The sequence below is a fragment of the Halobacterium yunchengense genome (assembly GCF_037031165.1).
Taxonomy (GTDB): domain Archaea; phylum Halobacteriota; class Halobacteria; order Halobacteriales; family Halobacteriaceae; genus Halobacterium; species Halobacterium yunchengense.
The window spans coordinates 84,100-99,966 of record NZ_JAYEZL010000004.1 but is presented as its reverse complement, the minus strand read 5'-3'; the positions used below and the strand labels follow the sequence as shown (position 1 = coordinate 99,966).

Here is a 15,867-nt window from a genome sequence, read left to right as displayed (position 1 = left end):
CGATTCTCCTGTTCCGCGCACGAGTATATAAGTCTAACTTCGCCGAACCGAGTTTTTATGCAGTTTGGCGGTCAGGAGCACGTATGAACGGGACCGAAGACGACGGCGGAAACCTGCTGGGCCACGTGCTCCTGCCGGTCGCCCACGAGGACGACGCGGCGGCGAGCGCACGGGCGCTGCGACCGTACCGGCCCGACCACGTCACGGCCCTCCACGTGGTCGAGAAAGGCGGGGGCGTCCCTGACAAGACGCCGGTCGAACAGTCCGAGGCCCTCGCCGCGGACGCGTACGCCGCCGTTCGAGCCGTCTTCCCGGACGCCGACGACCACACCGCGTACGCCCGCGACGTCGTCGACGCGATCTTCGACGCCGCCGACGAGGTGGGGGCGACCGCGATCGCGTTCCGGTCCCGCGGCGGCAACCGCCTCATGCAGTTCCTCTCCGGCGACCGCTCGCTGAAACTCGTCACGCAGGCGGACCGACCGGTGATCGCGCTGCCGCGGGACGACGCCGGGGAATGAGCGACGAGGAACTCGCGAAGGACCTCGGACTGGTCTCCGCGATGACCATCGGCATCGGCACGATGATCGGCGCCGGCATCTTCGTGCTGCCGGGCGTCGCCGCGAACGCGGCCGGCCCCGTCGTCGTCGCGTCGTTCGCCGTCGGCGGCGTCATCGCCATGGTCAACGCCCTCTCCGTCTCCGAACTCGGCACCGCGATGCCGAAAGCCGGCGGCGGCTACTACTACATCAACAAGGCACTCGGCCCCATGTTCGGGTCCATCGCCGGGATGGGCGACTGGATGGGGCTGGCGTTCGCGTCCGCGTTCTACTGCATCGGCTTCGGCCAGTACCTCGTCGTCTTCGTCGGCGTCCCCGGAGTGGCGTTCCTCAGTCCGATCCAGGTCGGCGCGCTGTTCGCCGGCGTCCTCTTCGTCGGCGTCAACTACGTCGGCGCGAAGGAGACCGGCGGCGTCCAGACCGTCATCGTCTCCGTCCTGCTGGCGATCCTCGCCGCGTTCGCGCTCGCCGGCTTCGCGTCCTTCGACTACGCCACGCTCGCCAGCGAGGGCGGACTCGCGCCGTTCGGCACCGGCGCGATCCTCCCCGCGACGGCGCTCGTGTTCGTGTCCTTCCTCGGGTACGCGAAGATCGCAACCGTCGCCGAGGAACTGAAGAACCCCGGCCGGAACCTCCCCATCGCGATCCTCGGCAGCGTCGGCATCGTCACCGTCGTCTACGTGCTCCTCGTCTCGACGATGCTGGGCGTCGTCCCGTGGCCGGAACTCAGCGAGGAGGCGCCCGTCGCGCAGGCCGCCCGAGTCGCGTTCCCGGGGTCGCTCGGGCCGGTCGGTGGGGTCGCCGCCGCAGCGGCGAGCGCGATGACGGCCGGCGCGCTCCTGGCGACGGCCTCGTCCGCGAACGCGTCCATCCTGGCGTCCGCGCGCATCAACTTCGCCATGGGCCGGGACAGGATCGTCACCAACTGGCTGAACGAGATCCACCCGAACTACGCGACGCCGTACCGCTCGATCCTCGTGACGGGCCTGCTCATCGTCGTGTTCATCGCGGCGCTCGGCCAGGAGATCGAGGTGCTCGCGAAGGCCGCCAGCGTCCTCCACCTCGTCGTGTACGCGCTGATGAACGCCGCGCTGATCGTCTTCCGGGAGGCCGACGTGCCGGAGTACGACCCGGACTTCGAGGTGCCGCTGTATCCGGTCACGCCGATCCTCGGCGTGGTCCTCTCGCTCGGACTCGTCGGATTCATGGACGCCGTGGAGATCGCGCTGTCCGCGGCGTTCGTCGCCCTCTCCCTCGTCTGGTACTTCGCGTACGCACGGGAGAAGACGCCCCAGGCGGGCGTGCTGTCGACGTACGTCCGGAACCGCGAGGACGCCTTCCCCGAGGGCGTCGTCGAGGTCGCGAACACGGTCGCGCCGAACGCCGACGAGGGCCCGACGGTGATGGTCGCGGTCTCGAACCCGCGCACTGAGAGCGCGCTCATCACGCTCGCCGGCGCGCTCGCCGAACACGAGGGCGGTCGCGTCCTCGCCACGCACGTCGTCACGGTCCCCGACCAGACGGCGCTGGCGACCGCCGCCGAGAACCGCGAGCGAATCGACGCCTCCTCCGAGGAGCTCCTCGCTGCGGCGAAGGCCGACGCGGAGGCCTTCGACGTCCCCATCGAGACACAGACGATCCTCTCCCACCGGGGCATCGAGGAGGTGTTCGACGCCGCGCGCACCCACGGCGCCGACACGGTCGTGATGGGGTACGGCGGCGCCCAGTTCGCGGGCGGCCGCGCCGAGAGCGCGCTCGACGAACTCACCCACGACCTGCCGTGTGACTTCCTCGTGCTGGACGGCCAGGAGCTCTCCCTGTCGGACGTCCTCGTGCCGACCGCTGGCGGCCCGTCCTCGGACCTCTCAGCCGAGGTCGCGGTCGCACTGCGGGACGCCGTCGGCGTGGACGTCTCGCTGCTGCACGTCGTCGAACCGGGCGGGGAGGACGCCGGCCGCGAGTTCCTCCGGGACTGGGCCGACGGCCACGGACTGGGGGACGCCGAGCTCCGCGTCGAGACCGGCGACGTGGGCGCGACGATCGGGACAGTCGGGCGCGAGTACAGCCTGGTGGTCGTCGGTGCGACCGAGCGCGGACTCCTCTCGCGGGTCGTCCGCGGCTCGCTGGCGTTCGAGGCGATCGAGGCACTCGAGACGCCCGTCCTGCTGGCCGAGCGGCCGTCCGCGCGGTCGCTCCGCGAGCGGCTGTTCGGCGGGCGATAGGGCGAGCACCGCCGCGAGCACCGGCTTCTCGCCGTCGCGTGTCCGGACCGGGCGACTCGTCGCGTCGCTTCGAACCGACTCGTGAGGCAAATCCCAGGGGTCAATGGTCCTCCCTCGCCGCGTCGAGCGCGGCGGGCGTGTCGACGTCCGTGAAGCTCCGGCGCGAGGTCCGCGCCAGCGCTCGCGACTCGGGCACCTCGACGGCGTCCAGCCGGTCGAGCACTGCCCGGAGGCTGCCGGAGCCGTCCGCGACCGCGCCGCGTGCCGCTCGCCGCGCGGGGTCCGTCCGGTAGACGGCGTGCAGCGGCTGGGGGTGGCCGTCGACGACCGAGACGACGGCCGCCGAGTCGTCGAGGGCGTCGAACAGCCAGTCCAGGAGGGCGCCGTCGGCGAACGGCATGTCGCAGCCGACGACCGCGGCTTCGGCGCCGGGCGCGGCCGCGAGCGCCGTCGCGAGGCCGGCCGCCGGTCCGCAGTCCGGCGTCGGGTCACACGCGAACGTCGCGTCGACCGGCGCGCCGTCCAGCGCGGCGCCGAACGCCGGCCGCTGGTCGCGGCGACAGCTCACGACGACGGCGCCGACGACGGGAGCGAGCGCGCGCACGGCGTGGCCGAGCAGCGGCTCGCCGTCCAGTTCCGCGAGCGCCTTCTCGCGGTCGCCGAACCGGCTGGAGTGCCCGCCGGCGAGGACCACTCCCGTCCGGCTGCCGCCGCCCTGGGCCATGCACCCGTGTTGGTCGGTCGGCGGGGTAAAGTGTGGGTCGGTCGGCCTGGTAAACTGTGGGTCGGTCCGCCTGGTAAACTGTGGGTCGGTCCGCCTGGTAAACTGTGGGTCGGTCACGTTGCGGTTCTGCGAGTGACCGATCGCCGAGTTCGGCCGCCGGCGTTATTCGGGTCCGCGCCGGAGGGGCGTGCATGACGCGTCTGGTCGAACACGACGCCACCGGACCGCGGAAGCTCGACGAGTCGGACCTCGACCCGGAGAAGGGCGACGTCGCCGTCTGCCAGTGCGGCCTCTCCGGGGAGTTCCCGTTCTGCGACGGGACCCACCGGCAGACCGACGGCGAGTCCGACGGCGTCTGCTACCGGTACGTCGAGGCGGACGGCGAACTGCGGCGCCGGCGCGTCGAGCGCGTCGAACTCGCGGACGGCGGCGGAGCGGACCCGGACGAGTAGGCGGCGCTCGGCGGCCGTCCGGTCACGCCCGGAACGCGCGGAACAGCCACGTCTCCGGGTTCGCCCGCCGGACCTCGAACCGCTCGAACGGCGACTCGCCGCCGTGGACCTCCGCGAGGTAGTCCCGGACCGGCGTCGGGTCGCGGTCGCTCACCAGGTAGAACGGCTCCTCGGCGTCCAGCCCCTCGACCCCCGTCCGGACCGCCTCGCGGCGCTGTTCGGCCGGTAGGCCCCGGAGGTCGACGGCCCCCTCGGGCACGTCCACGTTCCAGATTGCGTCGAGGCGGTCCCGGACCGCGGCCGCGAGGTCGCTGGCGTGCCCGGGGACGTCCCCGGGCGCCGGAGCGCCCTGCATGTTCGAACTGAAGGGGATCTCCGCGAGCACGGGCACGTCGAGGGCGTCGATCGGGTCGCCGTCCTCGAAGAGGTCGTGGACCTCCCCGCAGTCCTCGCAGACGAACTCGCCCATGTTCGAGACGACGCCCAGGACGGGTACGTCGTTCTCCTCGAACAGCTGCACGGAGCGGTGGGTGTCCGTCACGGCGGCGTGGAACGGCGTCGTCACGAACACCACGCCGTCCACGGGGGCCTCCTGGAGCGTCGTCAGCGCCACGTCGCCCGTGCCGGGCGGCAGGTCGAGCACGACGGTGTCCGGGTCGTCCCACGCCGTCTCCTCGAACAGCTCCGTGAGCGCGTCGTGGGCCATCGCGCCGCGCCACGCCAGCGGCGCGCTCTCCGAGAGCAGGCCGACGCTCATCACCTCCAGCCCGTCGACGTCGACGGGCACCGGGTTGCCGTCCTCGTCGGAGTGGACGGGACCGCTGACCGAGAGCACCGACGGGACGTTCGGCCCGTGGATGTCCGCGTCGAAGATGCCGACGTCGTCGCCGTCCGCCGCGAGCGCGCACGAAAGCGACGTCGCGACGGTGGTCTTGCCGACGCCGCCCTTCGCGCTCGCCACCGCGACGACGCGGTCGGCGGCCCCCAGGCCGGTCGTCCGGTCCTCGAGGTCCGGGGCCGACTGCGCGTGCTCGACGTGGGCGCGCTCGACGCCCTGGACGTCGGAGACGGCGCGCACGACGGTCGCGGTCACGGCCTGCGCGTCCTCCGGCGGGAAGTCCGCGAGGTCCGCGACGACCGTGACGCTGCCGTCCGCGACGCGGATGTCCTCGACGAGCCCCGCCTCGAACAGCGACACGTCGGCCTCGTGGTCCCGGACCTGCCTGAGCGCCGCCTCCACGGCCGGCTGCAGGTCCTCGCCGTCCGGCGGTTGTTCCGCGTCGTCTACGTCTGGCGAGTCCTCTTCTCCACGGTGGGCGCCGCTGCGGTCGGTGTCGGGCGTGTCCTGGGACATGTCAGAGGTCGGGTCTGCGGTTGAGCCGCCCCTCGCCGGGACGGTCGGGCGTGTCGTTCTCGGTGCCGCCGGTGAACTGCCGCCGGAACTTCCCGGGGTCGGCGTCCAGCGAGCGCGCCGCCGTGCTCCGGACGACCCGCGGCTCGTCGTCGCTGCCGGCGAGCTCCTCGAGGCGTTCGGTCGCGCGCTCGTCGTCGACGCCCGCGAGGAGGTGGGCGGCCCACTCGCGCAGCCGCTCGCTCTCGGCGCGGGACTGCTCGAGGAGGACGTCGACCATCGCCTCGCCGCGGAGCTTGAACAGCGAGACCGCGGCGTTGCGCTCGACGGCGTGGTGGCCGTCGTCGAGGGCGTCCTCGAGGTGGGACTCGTACCGGGCGCGGTCGATGCGGTCGAGCGCGACGACCGCCTCCGCGCGGACCCACGGGTTCTCGTCGCCGAGCGTCTCGACCGCGGCGGCGCCCGCCCGCTCGCCGCCGAGTTCGCCCAGCGCCTCCACGGCGAACTGCCGGACGTCCGCGTCGTCGTCCCGCAGGCCGACGCCGACCAGGGCGTCGACGACCGCCTCGGAGGCCGACTCCTCGCCGAGCGCGAGCGCGGCGCGCCGGCGCTCGACCGCGTCCCCCTCGCAGAGCGCCTCGACCTTCTCGGCCGCCGAGTCGCCGGCCACGGGCGCGAGGTCGGTCGCCTGGAGCTCCCGGGGCGAGGCCTCGCCGATGGTGACGTCGCGGCTCACCTCGATGTCCTCGAGGCCGTCCGGCGCCTCGCCGAACCCCGGGCTCTCCTCGGGGTGGACGCGCGGGTCCGTCGGCCCGTCGGTCGCCTCCTCCTCGTCCCTCATGCCGCCACCTCCCCGCCGTCGCGGGACGCGGTGAGCCGGTCGACGCCGACCACCGCCAGGGCGACCCCGAGCAGGACCGCGGCCGCCCGCGGCAGCGTGGCGGGCATCCCCGCCAGCACCAGCAGGCCCGCGCCGACCGCGAGCCCGTAGTCGCGCCGCCGGAGGCCGGTCACGACCGCTGCGGTGCCGCCGGCGACCGCGAGACCGACGAGTAGGCCGGGCGCGCCGACGACCGCGAACCCGACCAGCAGGGCCGTGCCGGCGACGTACGGGTTCGCCGTGCTCGCGGCGGCGACGCCGACGAACGCCAGCGCGCCGGCGACGAGCGCGAGCCGGTCGCCGCTGGCCCGCAGCCCGAGCGCCGCGAGCGCCGCGAGGACGAGGACGGCGCCGAGGCTCCGGCCGCCGTCGAGCACGCCGACGCCGCCCGCGAGCGAGCCGGCGATCCCGAGGAGGAACGCGCCGGCCGCGAGGTGCCAGCGGGCCGCCGTCGGCGTCGCCGGCCGGCCGAGCGCCCCGAAGACCGCGAGCCCGCCGCCCGCGACGACGGCGACGCTCGCGGGGAGGGCCACGGCGGCGTCGACCGCCGCGAGCAGCGCGAACACGCCGGCGAACAGGAGGCCGGTTCTCGTGGTCGGGCGCGGGCTCGCGACCGCGACGGCGACGAGCGCGACCGCCAGCAGGGCGGGCGCGACGCCGGCGGTCGTCGCCCGGACGGCCGCCGGGACGGCGACGGGCTCGAACGGCAGGTTCGCGAGGACGCGGACGGTCGCGCGGACCGCGACCGCCAGGAGCGCGACGCTCCCGGCCGCGAGGACGACCCCGCGGCGGTCGAGCAGTCGGCCGGCCCGCGACAGCGTCGGCGTGGTCCGCTCGCGGTCGGACGCGGGCTCGGCGACCGCGGACCGGGAGTCCCCGCTCACGCCGACCCACCCCCGGAGAGTCGCGCGTCGAGGTCGTCGACGTCGGCGGCCGTGAAGCGGTCGAGGAAGGCCGCGAGCTCGCCGTACAGGCCGGTGCCGGGTTCGCCGGCGAGCGCGTCCGCGACGCCCTCCGTGACGACGCGGAGGTGGCGGTCGTGGAAGTCCAGCCGGGCCGCCGCGACGTCCGGGTCGACGGCCGCCTCGCGCCGGCAGAGGTAGCCCATGAACTCCAGCTGGAGGCGGATGTGGTCGTGGTTCCGGCGCTGGTCCTGGTCGACCTGCACGCCGAAGTGCTCGTAGGCCCGTGCGAGGTCGAGGTTCACGTCGTTCCAGGAGACTTCCGGCCGGTACGCCGACTCGTAGAGGGACACGGGCGGCCCCTGGTGGTCGACGGTGCCGTCCGTCCGGTCGATCACCTCGGAGTACCCGACGACGAACAGGTCGTTGAACCGGGCCGAGAGCGTCTCGTGGTCGTCGTCGACGGTCGCGTCCGGCGGCGCGACGTCGAGGCTCGTGCGGTCCAGCAGCGCCTCGAACTCTCCGGTGACCTCGCCGGCCGCGAGCGCCTCGTAGAGGTCGTCGCCGGGCTCCGTGAACGTCCGCGCGACCAGCGCGTACAGCGCGCCGCGCGCGCCGGCGTCCGCGTCGACCTCCTCGGCCAGCCGCTCGTGGTCCCCTGCTAGCCGCTCCCGGTCCTCCGTCGGCCGCTCTCGGTCCTCCGTCGGTCGGTCCGGTGCGGCGCCCGACCTCGCGCTCGCCGCGTGTCGGTCTCGGTCTGCGTCCATCGTCAGTCACCCCTCGTCCGCCGGACGCCCTCGAGTGTCACCAGTGTCGTGGCGACGATGGCGATGCCGGCGACCACCCAGAGGATGGTCTCGTAGGGCGGCCCCTGCGGCCCTGGCCCGAGAGCGAGGTAGTACCACTCGCTGGCCGTCTTCTGGCCGGACCGCTCCATGTTCGAGCCGTTCCAGGCCGCGAACGCCACGTCCATATCCCGGTCCTGGGGGATGGCGGTCCGGTTCTCGCTGCGGCTGCCGATAGACCGCGAGAACACGACGTTCCAGCGGCCGTCCTCGTAGGAGGCGTTCGTCTGCAGCGTCGACTCCGCGAACGCCGTCGTGGTGCCCGGGCCGCCGGCCAGCAGCTCCTCGTTTCCGGTCGCGCCGCTCCAGTACCAGACGTTCACGAGGTTGTCCGTGCTGCCCATCGCGATGGGCGGCCGGCTGGTCTCGTTGCGCGGCAGCTGGACGGCGACGCCGTCGGCGAACGCGTGGATCTCGTCGGCCGACGTGTCCCGGCTCCCGTCCGCCCACGAGAGCCGCATGTACAGCCGCGCGTCCGTCCGGGCGACCTCCACGCGGACGCGTTCGACCGTGGTGTCGTCGGCGTTCGGCACGGCTGCGCCCGCACTGCTCATCGGGACCGTGGTGGCGGGCGCGTCGGCCCACGCGTCGCCGTCGGCGCGCTGGAGGGACTCGCCGTCCGCCGCGGACGCCCCGTAGACGGGGATCTCGTGGGCCGGCCGGGCCGCGGTCAGCGTCGGGACCGCGGCCGCCGAGACCACGAGCAGGGCCGCGAGACAGCCCGCGAGCACCCACTCGGCCGTCGGCCCGCCGGCGCGGTCAGGCGTCATCGAACACCTCCAGCCGGTACTTCTCGGCGGCGTTGTTCGTGAGCAGGTCCATCACTTCGCTGTCCTCGCCGCGCTGGACGCGGTTGCGCTCGCGCTCGATGGTGTCCAGCGCGTCGTTGACCGCGGGACCGAACAGCTCCTCGAGGTAGCTCCGCGGGATGCGCTCGGCGTCCAGGGACTCCCCGCGCTCGGAGTGCTGTGGCGGCGCGAACGGCGGGATGTAGTAGACGTTCGGCTCGGTCCGGTACTCGGGGTGGAGGCGGACCGCGACCTCGTGTTCCTCGACGAGCTTGTAGATGGGGCCGTCCTCGTCGTCGAGGTAGCCGACCATCCGCAGCTGCGGCGGGCAGTCGGCGGCACACGACGGCGGCTGGACCTCGCCGTCCGGGCCCTCGCCCTCGATGCGCGGGTAACAGAAGATGCACTTCTCGGAGGTCTTCTTCATCGCGTTGTAGTACACCTTCTTGTACGGGCAGCCCTCCACGCAGTACCGGTAGCCCCGGCAGCGGTCCTGGTCGACGAGGACGATGCCGTCCTCCTCGCGCTTGTACAGCGCCGACCGCGGGCACGCCTCCACGCAGGAGGGGTGCGTGCAGTGGTTGCAGATGCGGGGCAGGTAGAAGTAGTAGGAGTTCGGGTACTCGCCGGCGCCCTCGTCCTCGTCCCAGTTCGGCCCCCACTCGGGGTCGTCCATCGGTCGGAGCGGCTCGTCGCTGCCCTCGTAGAAGATCTCCTCGTGGTTGAACTCCCAGGGGCGGCCGTAGTCCTCCTCGGTCGGCAGGTCGCCGGGCGTCCGCTCCTCGCCGTCCTCGCCCCAGCCGCCGCCGAGTTCCTCCCAGTCCCGCGGGTAGCCCTTCCCCGGACGGGTCTCGACGTTGTTCCAGTACATGTAGTCGCGGCCGCCGCCCTCCGTCCAGTTCGTCTTGCAGGCGATGGTGCAGGTCTGGCAGCCGATGCACTTGTTGAGGTCCATCACCATCGCGACCTGGTGGTCGACGCCGTCCGCGAGGTCGACGCCCTCGGGCGTCCCGTCGTCGTCCTGGGTGCTCACGACTCCTCACCCCCGTCGTCGCCGCCGCCCGCCTCGACCCGCTCGACCTCGATGCGGACGTCGCTGTTGACGCCGGTCGGCCCCCAGTAGTTGGGGAAGAAGTGCAGGTGTTCGCCGGTGTCCTCGGGGTACTGGACGAGCTGAGTGGGTTTCATGTACATGGGAACGAGGGAGTTGAAGTTGTCCCGGGAGTCGTACTGGAACTTCTCCCAGGCGAAGAAGTGCCGGACCGTCCCGGGCTCGCTGCTCGGGTAGATCTTCGCCTGGACCTCCACCTCGGCGAGGTCGTTGTACACCCGGACGGTGTCGCCGTCCTCGATGCCGCGCTCGGCGGCGTCCTCGGGGTTGAGGTAGACGACGGGCTCGCCGCGCTGGAGGCGCAGCATCTTCGTGTTGTCCCGCCACGTCGAGTGGATCGACCACCGGCCGTGGGGCGTGTTGTACCGCAGCGGGTAGTCGGCCTTCTCCTGGAGGGTCACCGGCTCCTTCGCGGTCGGCAGCTCCTCGCCGAGCTCGAGGAACCAGTCGTGGTCGATGTAGTACTGCTGGCGGCCGGTGAACGTCGGCCACGGCTCCTTCTCCTGGACGTACCGCTTCCAGGGCGTGTACGCCTCCCCGTCCTCGACGGGCGAGGTCCAGTGGTCGCCGGTCGCGAGGAACCGCCGCGGCTGCTCGTCGATGTCGTCGAACGTGATCTGCTCGTCGCTGTCCTCGGGGTTGGTCTCCTCGGAGTGCTCGAGGATGGCCTCCGCGGCGGCGCGGTCCTCGGCGAGCGCGCCGTCCTCGCCGGCCTCCCAGTCGCGGACGTAGTCCTCGTGGACCGACTGGAGGACGATGTCGCGGTCGAACTGCCGGTCCGGCACCGGGTCGACGCCGCGGTCCCGGGCGAGCTCCTGGATCTTCGCGGCCAGCTCCCGGAAGATCTGCCAGTCGGACTTCGCCTCACCGAGCGGCTCGACGGCGGGCGTGAACGGGTGGACGTACGAGTGCATGTCCGTCATCGAGAGGTCGTACTTCTCGTAGTGGCTCGCCGTCGGCAGGACGATGTCCGAGTACAGCGCCGTCGAGTCCATCCGGAAGTTCACGTCGACGACCAGGTCGAGTTGCGGCCACAGCTCCTCCTCGACGGCGACGTTGCCCTTCGCCTGGTTGAAGTAGTTCCCCCGCCAGACGAACATGACCCGGGGGTCCGGCCGGGAGCCGTCCTCGCGCTCTGCGGGGTAGACCGGCATCCAGTCCTTCTCGATGGCCTCGCGGATGCGGTCGGCCGTCTCCGGGTCGGTGTTGTCGAGGATGCCCGCGTGGAAGTACGTCCACAGCGTCGTCGGGACGCCGCGGACGCTGCCCGTCGGGAACGACAGCGTCTGCCAGCCGTTGTACGTCCAGATCTTCTCCTGGCCGACGTAGTGGTCGAGGCCGGTGCCCTGCCGGCCGAGGTTCCCGGTCAGCGTCACCAGCAACTGGATGGCGCGGTTCCCGAGGTCGTTGTGGTACCAGTCGTTGACGCCCTTGCCGTGGATGATCTTCGCGCGCTCGGCCGCGGCGAACTCGCGGGCGATCTCCTGGTGGGTCTCCCGGCCGACGCCCGTCCGGTCCTCGACGACCTCGGGCGTGTACTGGGCGAGTTCCGCCCGGAGGTTGTTCCAGACGGACGTCACCCCAACCCGGCCGTCCCGCGTCCGGACCTCGCGGGCGACGTCGAGCCGTGGGTCGAAGTCGAGTTCGATGCTCCGCGAGGGGTCGTACTGGCCGTCGCGCTCGCCGAGCGACCCCGGCGCGACCCGCAGTTCGCCCGCGGCGCCCTGCATGACGAACATCTTCTCCGGGCGGTCGGCGTCCGTCTCCAGGCCCGACACCTCGCTCGCGCGGAGGAACTTCCCGGTGTCGTCGCGGACGAGCAGCGGCATGTCCGTCTGCTCTTTCAGGTGGAACTCGTCGTACAGCCCCTCGTCGACGATGGTGCGGGCCATCCCGAGCGCGAGTTCGGTGTCGGTGCCCGGCTCGGGGCTCAGCCAGTCGTCGCAGTGGATGGCCGTCTGGGAGTAGTCCGTGAAGACGCCGACGCGTCTCGTGCCGTTGTACTGGGCCTCCAGGAAGAACTTCGCGTCCGGGATGCGCGTGACGTTGATGTTCGACCCCCACGCGAAGATGAAGTCGGCGTTGTACCAGTCGGCGCTCTCGGCGTTCTCCGTCTGGGTCCCCCAGGTGATGGGCTGGCCGGGCGGCAGGTCCGAGTACCAGTCGTAGAACGAGTGCGAGACCCCGCCGAGGAGGTTGACGAGCCGGCTCCCCGCGGCGAACGACACGGGGCTCATCGCCGGGATGGGCGTGAACCCGCTGATGGCGTCGTACTCCTCGTCCTGGACGGTGTCGATGACCTCCTCGGCGATCTCCGTGAGCGCCTCGTCCCAGGAGACGCGCTGCCACTTCCCCTCGCCGCGGTCGCCGGTCCGCCGGAGCGGGTGGAGGATCCGGTGGTCGGCGTTGACGTAGTCCGAGTAGCAGGCGCCCTTCTGGCAGCCCCGGGGGTTCGGGTCCGGGAGGTCCTCGTCGAAGACCGGGTAGTCGCCGGCCTGTGACTCCCGCCAGACCTGGCCGTTCCGGACGTACACCTCCCACGAGCAGCTCCCGGTGCAGTTGACGCTGTGGGTCGAGCGCGCCGTCGAGTCCCAGTCCCACTCCTCGCGGTAGAGGTCCTCCCAGTCGCGGTAGGGGTACGAGCCGATGGGGTCGTCGACGACCTCGAGCCCGTCCATCCCGAGCTGGGAGTTGGCGACGCCGAGGCCGGTCGCCCCGACCGCCGTCGCCAGTCCGAGCCCCTTCAGGAAGTCGCGGCGGGCCGTGTCGATGCCGTCCGAACGCGAACTGTCGCTCGTCGATTGTCGGTCACTCATGGATTGTCGTGTCGGTGGTCGTCGGCGTCGATGCAGACGGTCGCGAGGCCGACCGCGGCGCCGAGGCAGGCGAACGCGAGGCCGGCGGTGGTGGCGCCGCCGACCTCCAGGCCGACCGCGACGAGCGCGACGCCCGCGAGCTTCGTCGCGCGGTCGACCCAGCGGTACGTCCGCGGGCGCAGCGTCACGAGCGGGCCGAGGTGCCCGGTCACGGCGCGTCACCCCCCCGCTCGCCTGGCTTCGGCTGGTCTCGGTCCGGCGGCGGGCTCCCGCCGTCCGCGGCCGACGGCGGCGGCTCGTCGTCGTCCCCCAGTCCGGTGAGGGCGGCGTACGTGATGCCGCCGGCGAGCACCGGACCGACGGCGAGCAGGCCGATGAAGTACGGCTTGAGCGCGGCAGTCGACGTCCCGAGGACGTCGGCGACGATGACGTCCATGCCCGCGATGGACGCCAGCATGATGAACACGACCGCGGCGACGCCGACCGCGGTCTGCCACGGCCGGGCCAGCGGGCTGGCCGCGAAGTGCGTCGGCTCCTCCTCGTAGTCGACGAACGGCCAGAGGAACACGCCCGCGAACACGAGCCCCGGCAGGACCAGCCCCCCGACGAACTCGGAGCTAACGTGGACCCCGAACAGGTCGAAGCTCATCCAGGAGGGGATCAGCTTGAGGAACCCGTACCCCCACATCAGGAACCAGTCCGGCATGATGAGGTCGGGCGTCGAGGCGGGGTCGTTCGGGCCGTACTCGGCGACGTTGTGGACCGGGAGGAAGCCGGCCAGCAGGGACAGCGTCGCCAGCGTCAGGAAGAACACGACGGCGCTCACCGCGGCCTGGTTCGGGAACGCCGGCAGGCCGACGACCACGCTGTCGTCGTCCGCGGCGACCCGCTCCCGGCCCTCGACGTCGCCGCCGCGCTCGGCCTCCGTGTGCTTCTGCCGGACGAGGATGAACATGTGCACGGCGATGAGAGCCGCGATGGCCAGCGGCAACACGAGCACGTGGAGGAAGTACAGCCGTGGGATGGTCGCGCTCGATGGGAACTCCCCGCCGAAGACGACGTACGCGAGCGTCTCCCCCACGACTGGCACGGACTTCGCCACGTTGTACCCGATGCCAACGGCCGTGCTGGCGAACTCGTCGAACGGGAGCGCGTACCCCGTGTAGGCGGCGAACATCGCCAGGCCCGCCAGCCCCGAGCCGACCAGCCAGTTCGGCTCGCGGGGGTTGCGGTACGCCCCCTGGAAGAACACCCGCAGCATGTGCAACCCGATGGAGGCGACGAAGAGGTGGGCCGCCCAGTGGTGCATCCGCCGGAGCAGCATCCCGAACGGCACGTCGTAGGTGATGTTGAGCACGCTCACGAACGCCTCCGGGAGCTCCTGGCCCTGGTACTGGGCGACGCTGCCCTCGTACTCGACGTCGCTGGTGCTCGGCTCGAAGAAGAACCCGAGGAACACGCCCGTCAACACGAGCACGAGAAAGCAGAACAGCGCGACCTCCCCGAGCAGGAACGAGTCCTCGGCGGGGAACGCTTTCCCGAGGAACGTCTGGGCGTCGTCCAGGTCGAAGCGCGCGTCCAGCCAGTCGTAGACGCGCTGCAGTCGCCCCATCTCACCCACCTCCGGGGCCGACCGGCCCCTCGAAGTCGCCCGTCGCGACGAGGTACCCCTCGCTCGAGAGCGTGATCGGGAGCTGCGGGAGCGCCCGCGGCGGCGGGCCGCCGGTGACTCGCGCGCCCCCGAGCGGGTCGAACCGCCCCGAGTGGCAGGGACAGACGAGCGTGTCGCCGTCCCGGTCGGCGACCATACAGCCGGCGTGCGTGCAGACCTTCGAGTACGCCGCGTAGCCCGCGACCGTGTCCTCCATTCGTGTCTCGCCGCCGTAGGCGTCCTCGGCGAAGCGGACGAGCAGCGTCGGCGCGCGGTCGATGCCCGGCCGGGGCTCCGGGAAGACGGTCAGCAGGCCGCCCTCGCTCAGCCTGTTCTCCGCGATGCGGCTCCCCTCGGCGTCGACGAGCGGGACGCCGTCGGAGTAGACGGGGCCGGTGTACCGCCGCTCGAAGACCCGCGAGAGGCCGGCCAGCGGCGCGACGAGGCTCCCCGCGGCGGTCACGCCGCCGATGGTCGCCAGGAGCTTCGCGTAGTCCCGTCGCTCCATCTCGGCGCGGTCGTCACGCCAGAACCGCTCGTAGATGCTCGGCTCGTCGCCGTCGCCGCCGCACTCGCACGGGCAGCCGTCCGAGGCGTCGCCGCCGTCGCCACCGCCGCCGTCGTCGGCGCGGGGATACGTCCGGGAGAGCGCGTCGCCGAGGTCCGGACCCGGGGCGTCGTCCCCGACCATCAGTGGTCCCTCCGTTCGGCGACCTCGACGTGGGGCATGAACCACGCGTAGTACGACACCGTCAGCCCGGTCAGGGACATGAACATCCCGAACGCGTAGATGCCGAAGTACTGGGTCCGGGCGAGCGTGAGGTACTCGCCGACGAACAGCGCCGAGAACGTGATGGTGAGGGCGGTCAGTCCGCCCACCGCGACGAGGCCTTCGATGGCGTCGCTCGAGGGGTGGTACTCGACGAGCCAGCGGTCCTCGGTCTCGATCCACGGCGAGGACGCGGTGCCGCCGTCCGCAGCGGGCCGGTCGGTCGCCGCGGCGTCGGCGCCGGTGCCGGGCCTCGCGGCGCGGTTCATGAACCGGTGGAACCCGGCGAGCACGCCGACCAGCGCGAACAGCGCCACCCAGACGACGACCCCGACCTGGCTCGGGGAGAGCTTGTTCGGCGTGTCGACGAACCCGTCCAGCGGCCGGATGTCGCTGACGCTCTGGTCGATCCTGACCTCCTCTGCGGGCGGTTCCCCTTGCGCCGCGACGAACCACATCGGCAACAGCACCGCCAGGACGACGAGACCGACGACGAGGGTGCGTCCATCCATTGTCCCGGAGCGGTCAGTCCACCAGTAAGTCGGGTCCGCGCGCGGTGCGTGCGCTGCCGGCCCGTCCTGTCGCCGTCGACTCGGGCGTCCGTCGGGGGCGCCGAGAATCGCGGTCTGGAGCCATGGTCGATGCCACGTAGCAAAACCTGTTAAGTGTTATCGTGGTGCAAACACTACCGTGAACGTAATTAACCGATAACTGGCCACCGGAGCGCGGTCCCCACGCTCGCGGCACCCGGACGGCGGCTCCCGGGCGGCCGGCCGGAAACCGACAGGTGGCAAAC

Annotated in this window: 15 protein-coding genes; 3 read left to right on the top strand and 12 right to left on the bottom strand. The window is 72.1% G+C overall.

From position 1 onward, the window contains the following. Nucleotides 1–83: 83 nt before the first annotated feature. Together U5911_RS12455 and U5911_RS12450 are read left to right on the top strand one after the other, a co-directional pair. Nucleotides 84–521, top strand: coding sequence for a universal stress protein (locus tag U5911_RS12455; protein ID WP_336037273.1), 438 nt, complete (start codon nucleotides 84–86; stop codon nucleotides 519–521). After that, nucleotides 518–2,782: an amino acid permease gene (locus tag U5911_RS12450; protein ID WP_336037272.1), complete on the top strand. Its 2,265-nt coding sequence runs from the start codon at nucleotides 518–520 to the stop codon at nucleotides 2,780–2,782. Before U5911_RS12455 ends, U5911_RS12450 begins: the two co-directional genes overlap by 4 nt. Before the next feature lie 100 nt (nucleotides 2,783–2,882). On the opposite strand, the gene mobA is transcribed toward U5911_RS12450, so the two are convergent. Further along, entirely contained in the window at nucleotides 2,883–3,506 is a 624-nt protein-coding gene (gene mobA / locus U5911_RS12445) for a molybdenum cofactor guanylyltransferase (RefSeq protein WP_336037271.1), read from the bottom strand. Between the two features lie 191 nt (nucleotides 3,507–3,697). On the opposite strand from mobA, the gene U5911_RS12440 reads away from it, so the two are divergent. Further along, nucleotides 3,698–3,958 carry a CDGSH iron-sulfur domain-containing protein gene (locus tag U5911_RS12440; RefSeq protein WP_336037270.1) on the top strand — a complete coding sequence of 87 codons (261 nt, stop codon included), beginning with the start codon at nucleotides 3,698–3,700 and terminating at the stop codon, nucleotides 3,956–3,958. A 22-nt stretch (nucleotides 3,959–3,980) separates the two neighbouring features. Here U5911_RS12440 and U5911_RS12435 read toward each other — a convergent pair whose 3' ends face one another. Genes U5911_RS12435 through U5911_RS12385 form a run of 11 tightly spaced genes read right to left on the bottom strand, consistent with a single transcriptional unit; the run spans nucleotide 3,981 to nucleotide 15,583 of the window. Next, nucleotides 3,981–5,312, bottom strand: a complete 1,332-nt coding sequence (locus U5911_RS12435; protein WP_336037269.1) for a P-loop NTPase — start codon at nucleotides 5,310–5,312, stop codon at nucleotides 3,981–3,983. A gap of 1 nt (nucleotide 5,313) precedes the next feature. Further along, entirely contained in the window at nucleotides 5,314–6,150 is an 837-nt protein-coding gene (locus tag U5911_RS12430; RefSeq protein ID WP_336037267.1) for a HEAT repeat domain-containing protein, read from the bottom strand. Further along, on the bottom strand, nucleotides 6,147–7,073 hold the full coding sequence (locus U5911_RS12425; RefSeq protein ID WP_336037266.1) for a DUF8068 family protein: 927 nt from the start codon (nucleotides 7,071–7,073) through the stop codon (nucleotides 6,147–6,149). Before U5911_RS12425 ends, U5911_RS12430 begins: the two co-directional genes overlap by 4 nt. Then, nucleotides 7,070–7,858 (bottom strand): molecular chaperone TorD family protein, encoded by a 789-nt coding sequence (locus tag U5911_RS12420; protein ID WP_336037264.1) that lies wholly within the window; start codon nucleotides 7,856–7,858, stop codon nucleotides 7,070–7,072. The genes U5911_RS12425 and U5911_RS12420 overlap by 4 nt, the downstream gene beginning before the upstream one ends. 2 nt (nucleotides 7,859–7,860) lie before the next feature. Continuing rightward, nucleotides 7,861–8,706, bottom strand: a complete 846-nt coding sequence (locus U5911_RS12415; RefSeq protein WP_336037262.1) for an ethylbenzene dehydrogenase-related protein — start codon at nucleotides 8,704–8,706, stop codon at nucleotides 7,861–7,863. Beyond that, nucleotides 8,696–9,757: a nitrate reductase subunit beta gene (gene narH, locus U5911_RS12410; protein WP_336037261.1), complete on the bottom strand. Its 1,062-nt coding sequence runs from the start codon at nucleotides 9,755–9,757 to the stop codon at nucleotides 8,696–8,698. The genes U5911_RS12415 and narH overlap by 11 nt, the downstream gene beginning before the upstream one ends. After that, nucleotides 9,754–12,651 carry a nitrate reductase subunit alpha gene (gene narG / locus U5911_RS12405; RefSeq protein ID WP_336037259.1) on the bottom strand — a complete coding sequence of 966 codons (2,898 nt, stop codon included), beginning with the start codon at nucleotides 12,649–12,651 and terminating at the stop codon, nucleotides 9,754–9,756. Before narG ends, narH begins: the two co-directional genes overlap by 4 nt. Continuing rightward, a complete protein-coding gene (locus U5911_RS12400; RefSeq protein WP_336037257.1) occupies nucleotides 12,648–12,863 on the bottom strand; it encodes a DUF8120 family protein in 216 nt (71 codons plus the stop codon). Before U5911_RS12400 ends, narG begins: the two co-directional genes overlap by 4 nt. Further along, entirely contained in the window at nucleotides 12,860–14,263 is a 1,404-nt protein-coding gene (locus U5911_RS12395) for a cytochrome b (protein ID WP_336037256.1), read from the bottom strand. Before U5911_RS12395 ends, U5911_RS12400 begins: the two co-directional genes overlap by 4 nt. A 1-nt stretch (nucleotide 14,264) precedes the next feature. Next, nucleotides 14,265–14,993: a ubiquinol-cytochrome c reductase iron-sulfur subunit gene (locus tag U5911_RS12390; RefSeq protein WP_336037255.1), complete on the bottom strand. Its 729-nt coding sequence runs from the start codon at nucleotides 14,991–14,993 to the stop codon at nucleotides 14,265–14,267. Further along, nucleotides 14,993–15,583 carry a hypothetical protein gene (locus U5911_RS12385; protein WP_336037253.1) on the bottom strand — a complete coding sequence of 197 codons (591 nt, stop codon included), beginning with the start codon at nucleotides 15,581–15,583 and terminating at the stop codon, nucleotides 14,993–14,995. The genes U5911_RS12390 and U5911_RS12385 overlap by 1 nt, the downstream gene beginning before the upstream one ends. Nucleotides 15,584–15,867 lie beyond the last annotated feature (284 nt).

Coding starts and splice junctions, on each gene's coding strand:
- U5911_RS12455 (WP_336037273.1), top strand. CDS start 84: ATGAACGGGACCGAAGACGACGGCGGAAACCTGCTGGGCCACGTGCTC.
- U5911_RS12450 (WP_336037272.1), top strand. CDS start 518: ATGAGCGACGAGGAACTCGCGAAGGACCTCGGACTGGTCTCCGCGATG.
- mobA (WP_336037271.1), bottom strand. CDS start 3,506: ATGGCCCAGGGCGGCGGCAGCCGGACGGGAGTGGTCCTCGCCGGCGGG.
- U5911_RS12440 (WP_336037270.1), top strand. CDS start 3,698: ATGACGCGTCTGGTCGAACACGACGCCACCGGACCGCGGAAGCTCGAC.
- U5911_RS12435 (WP_336037269.1), bottom strand. CDS start 5,312: ATGTCCCAGGACACGCCCGACACCGACCGCAGCGGCGCCCACCGTGGA.
- U5911_RS12430 (WP_336037267.1), bottom strand. CDS start 6,150: ATGAGGGACGAGGAGGAGGCGACCGACGGGCCGACGGACCCGCGCGTC.
- U5911_RS12420 (WP_336037264.1), bottom strand. CDS start 7,858: ATGGACGCAGACCGAGACCGACACGCGGCGAGCGCGAGGTCGGGCGCC.
- U5911_RS12415 (WP_336037262.1), bottom strand. CDS start 8,706: ATGACGCCTGACCGCGCCGGCGGGCCGACGGCCGAGTGGGTGCTCGCG.
- narG (WP_336037259.1), bottom strand. CDS start 12,651: ATGAGTGACCGACAATCGACGAGCGACAGTTCGCGTTCGGACGGCATC.
- U5911_RS12395 (WP_336037256.1), bottom strand. CDS start 14,263: ATGGGGCGACTGCAGCGCGTCTACGACTGGCTGGACGCGCGCTTCGAC.
- U5911_RS12390 (WP_336037255.1), bottom strand. CDS start 14,993: ATGGTCGGGGACGACGCCCCGGGTCCGGACCTCGGCGACGCGCTCTCC.
- U5911_RS12385 (WP_336037253.1), bottom strand. CDS start 15,583: ATGGATGGACGCACCCTCGTCGTCGGTCTCGTCGTCCTGGCGGTGCTG.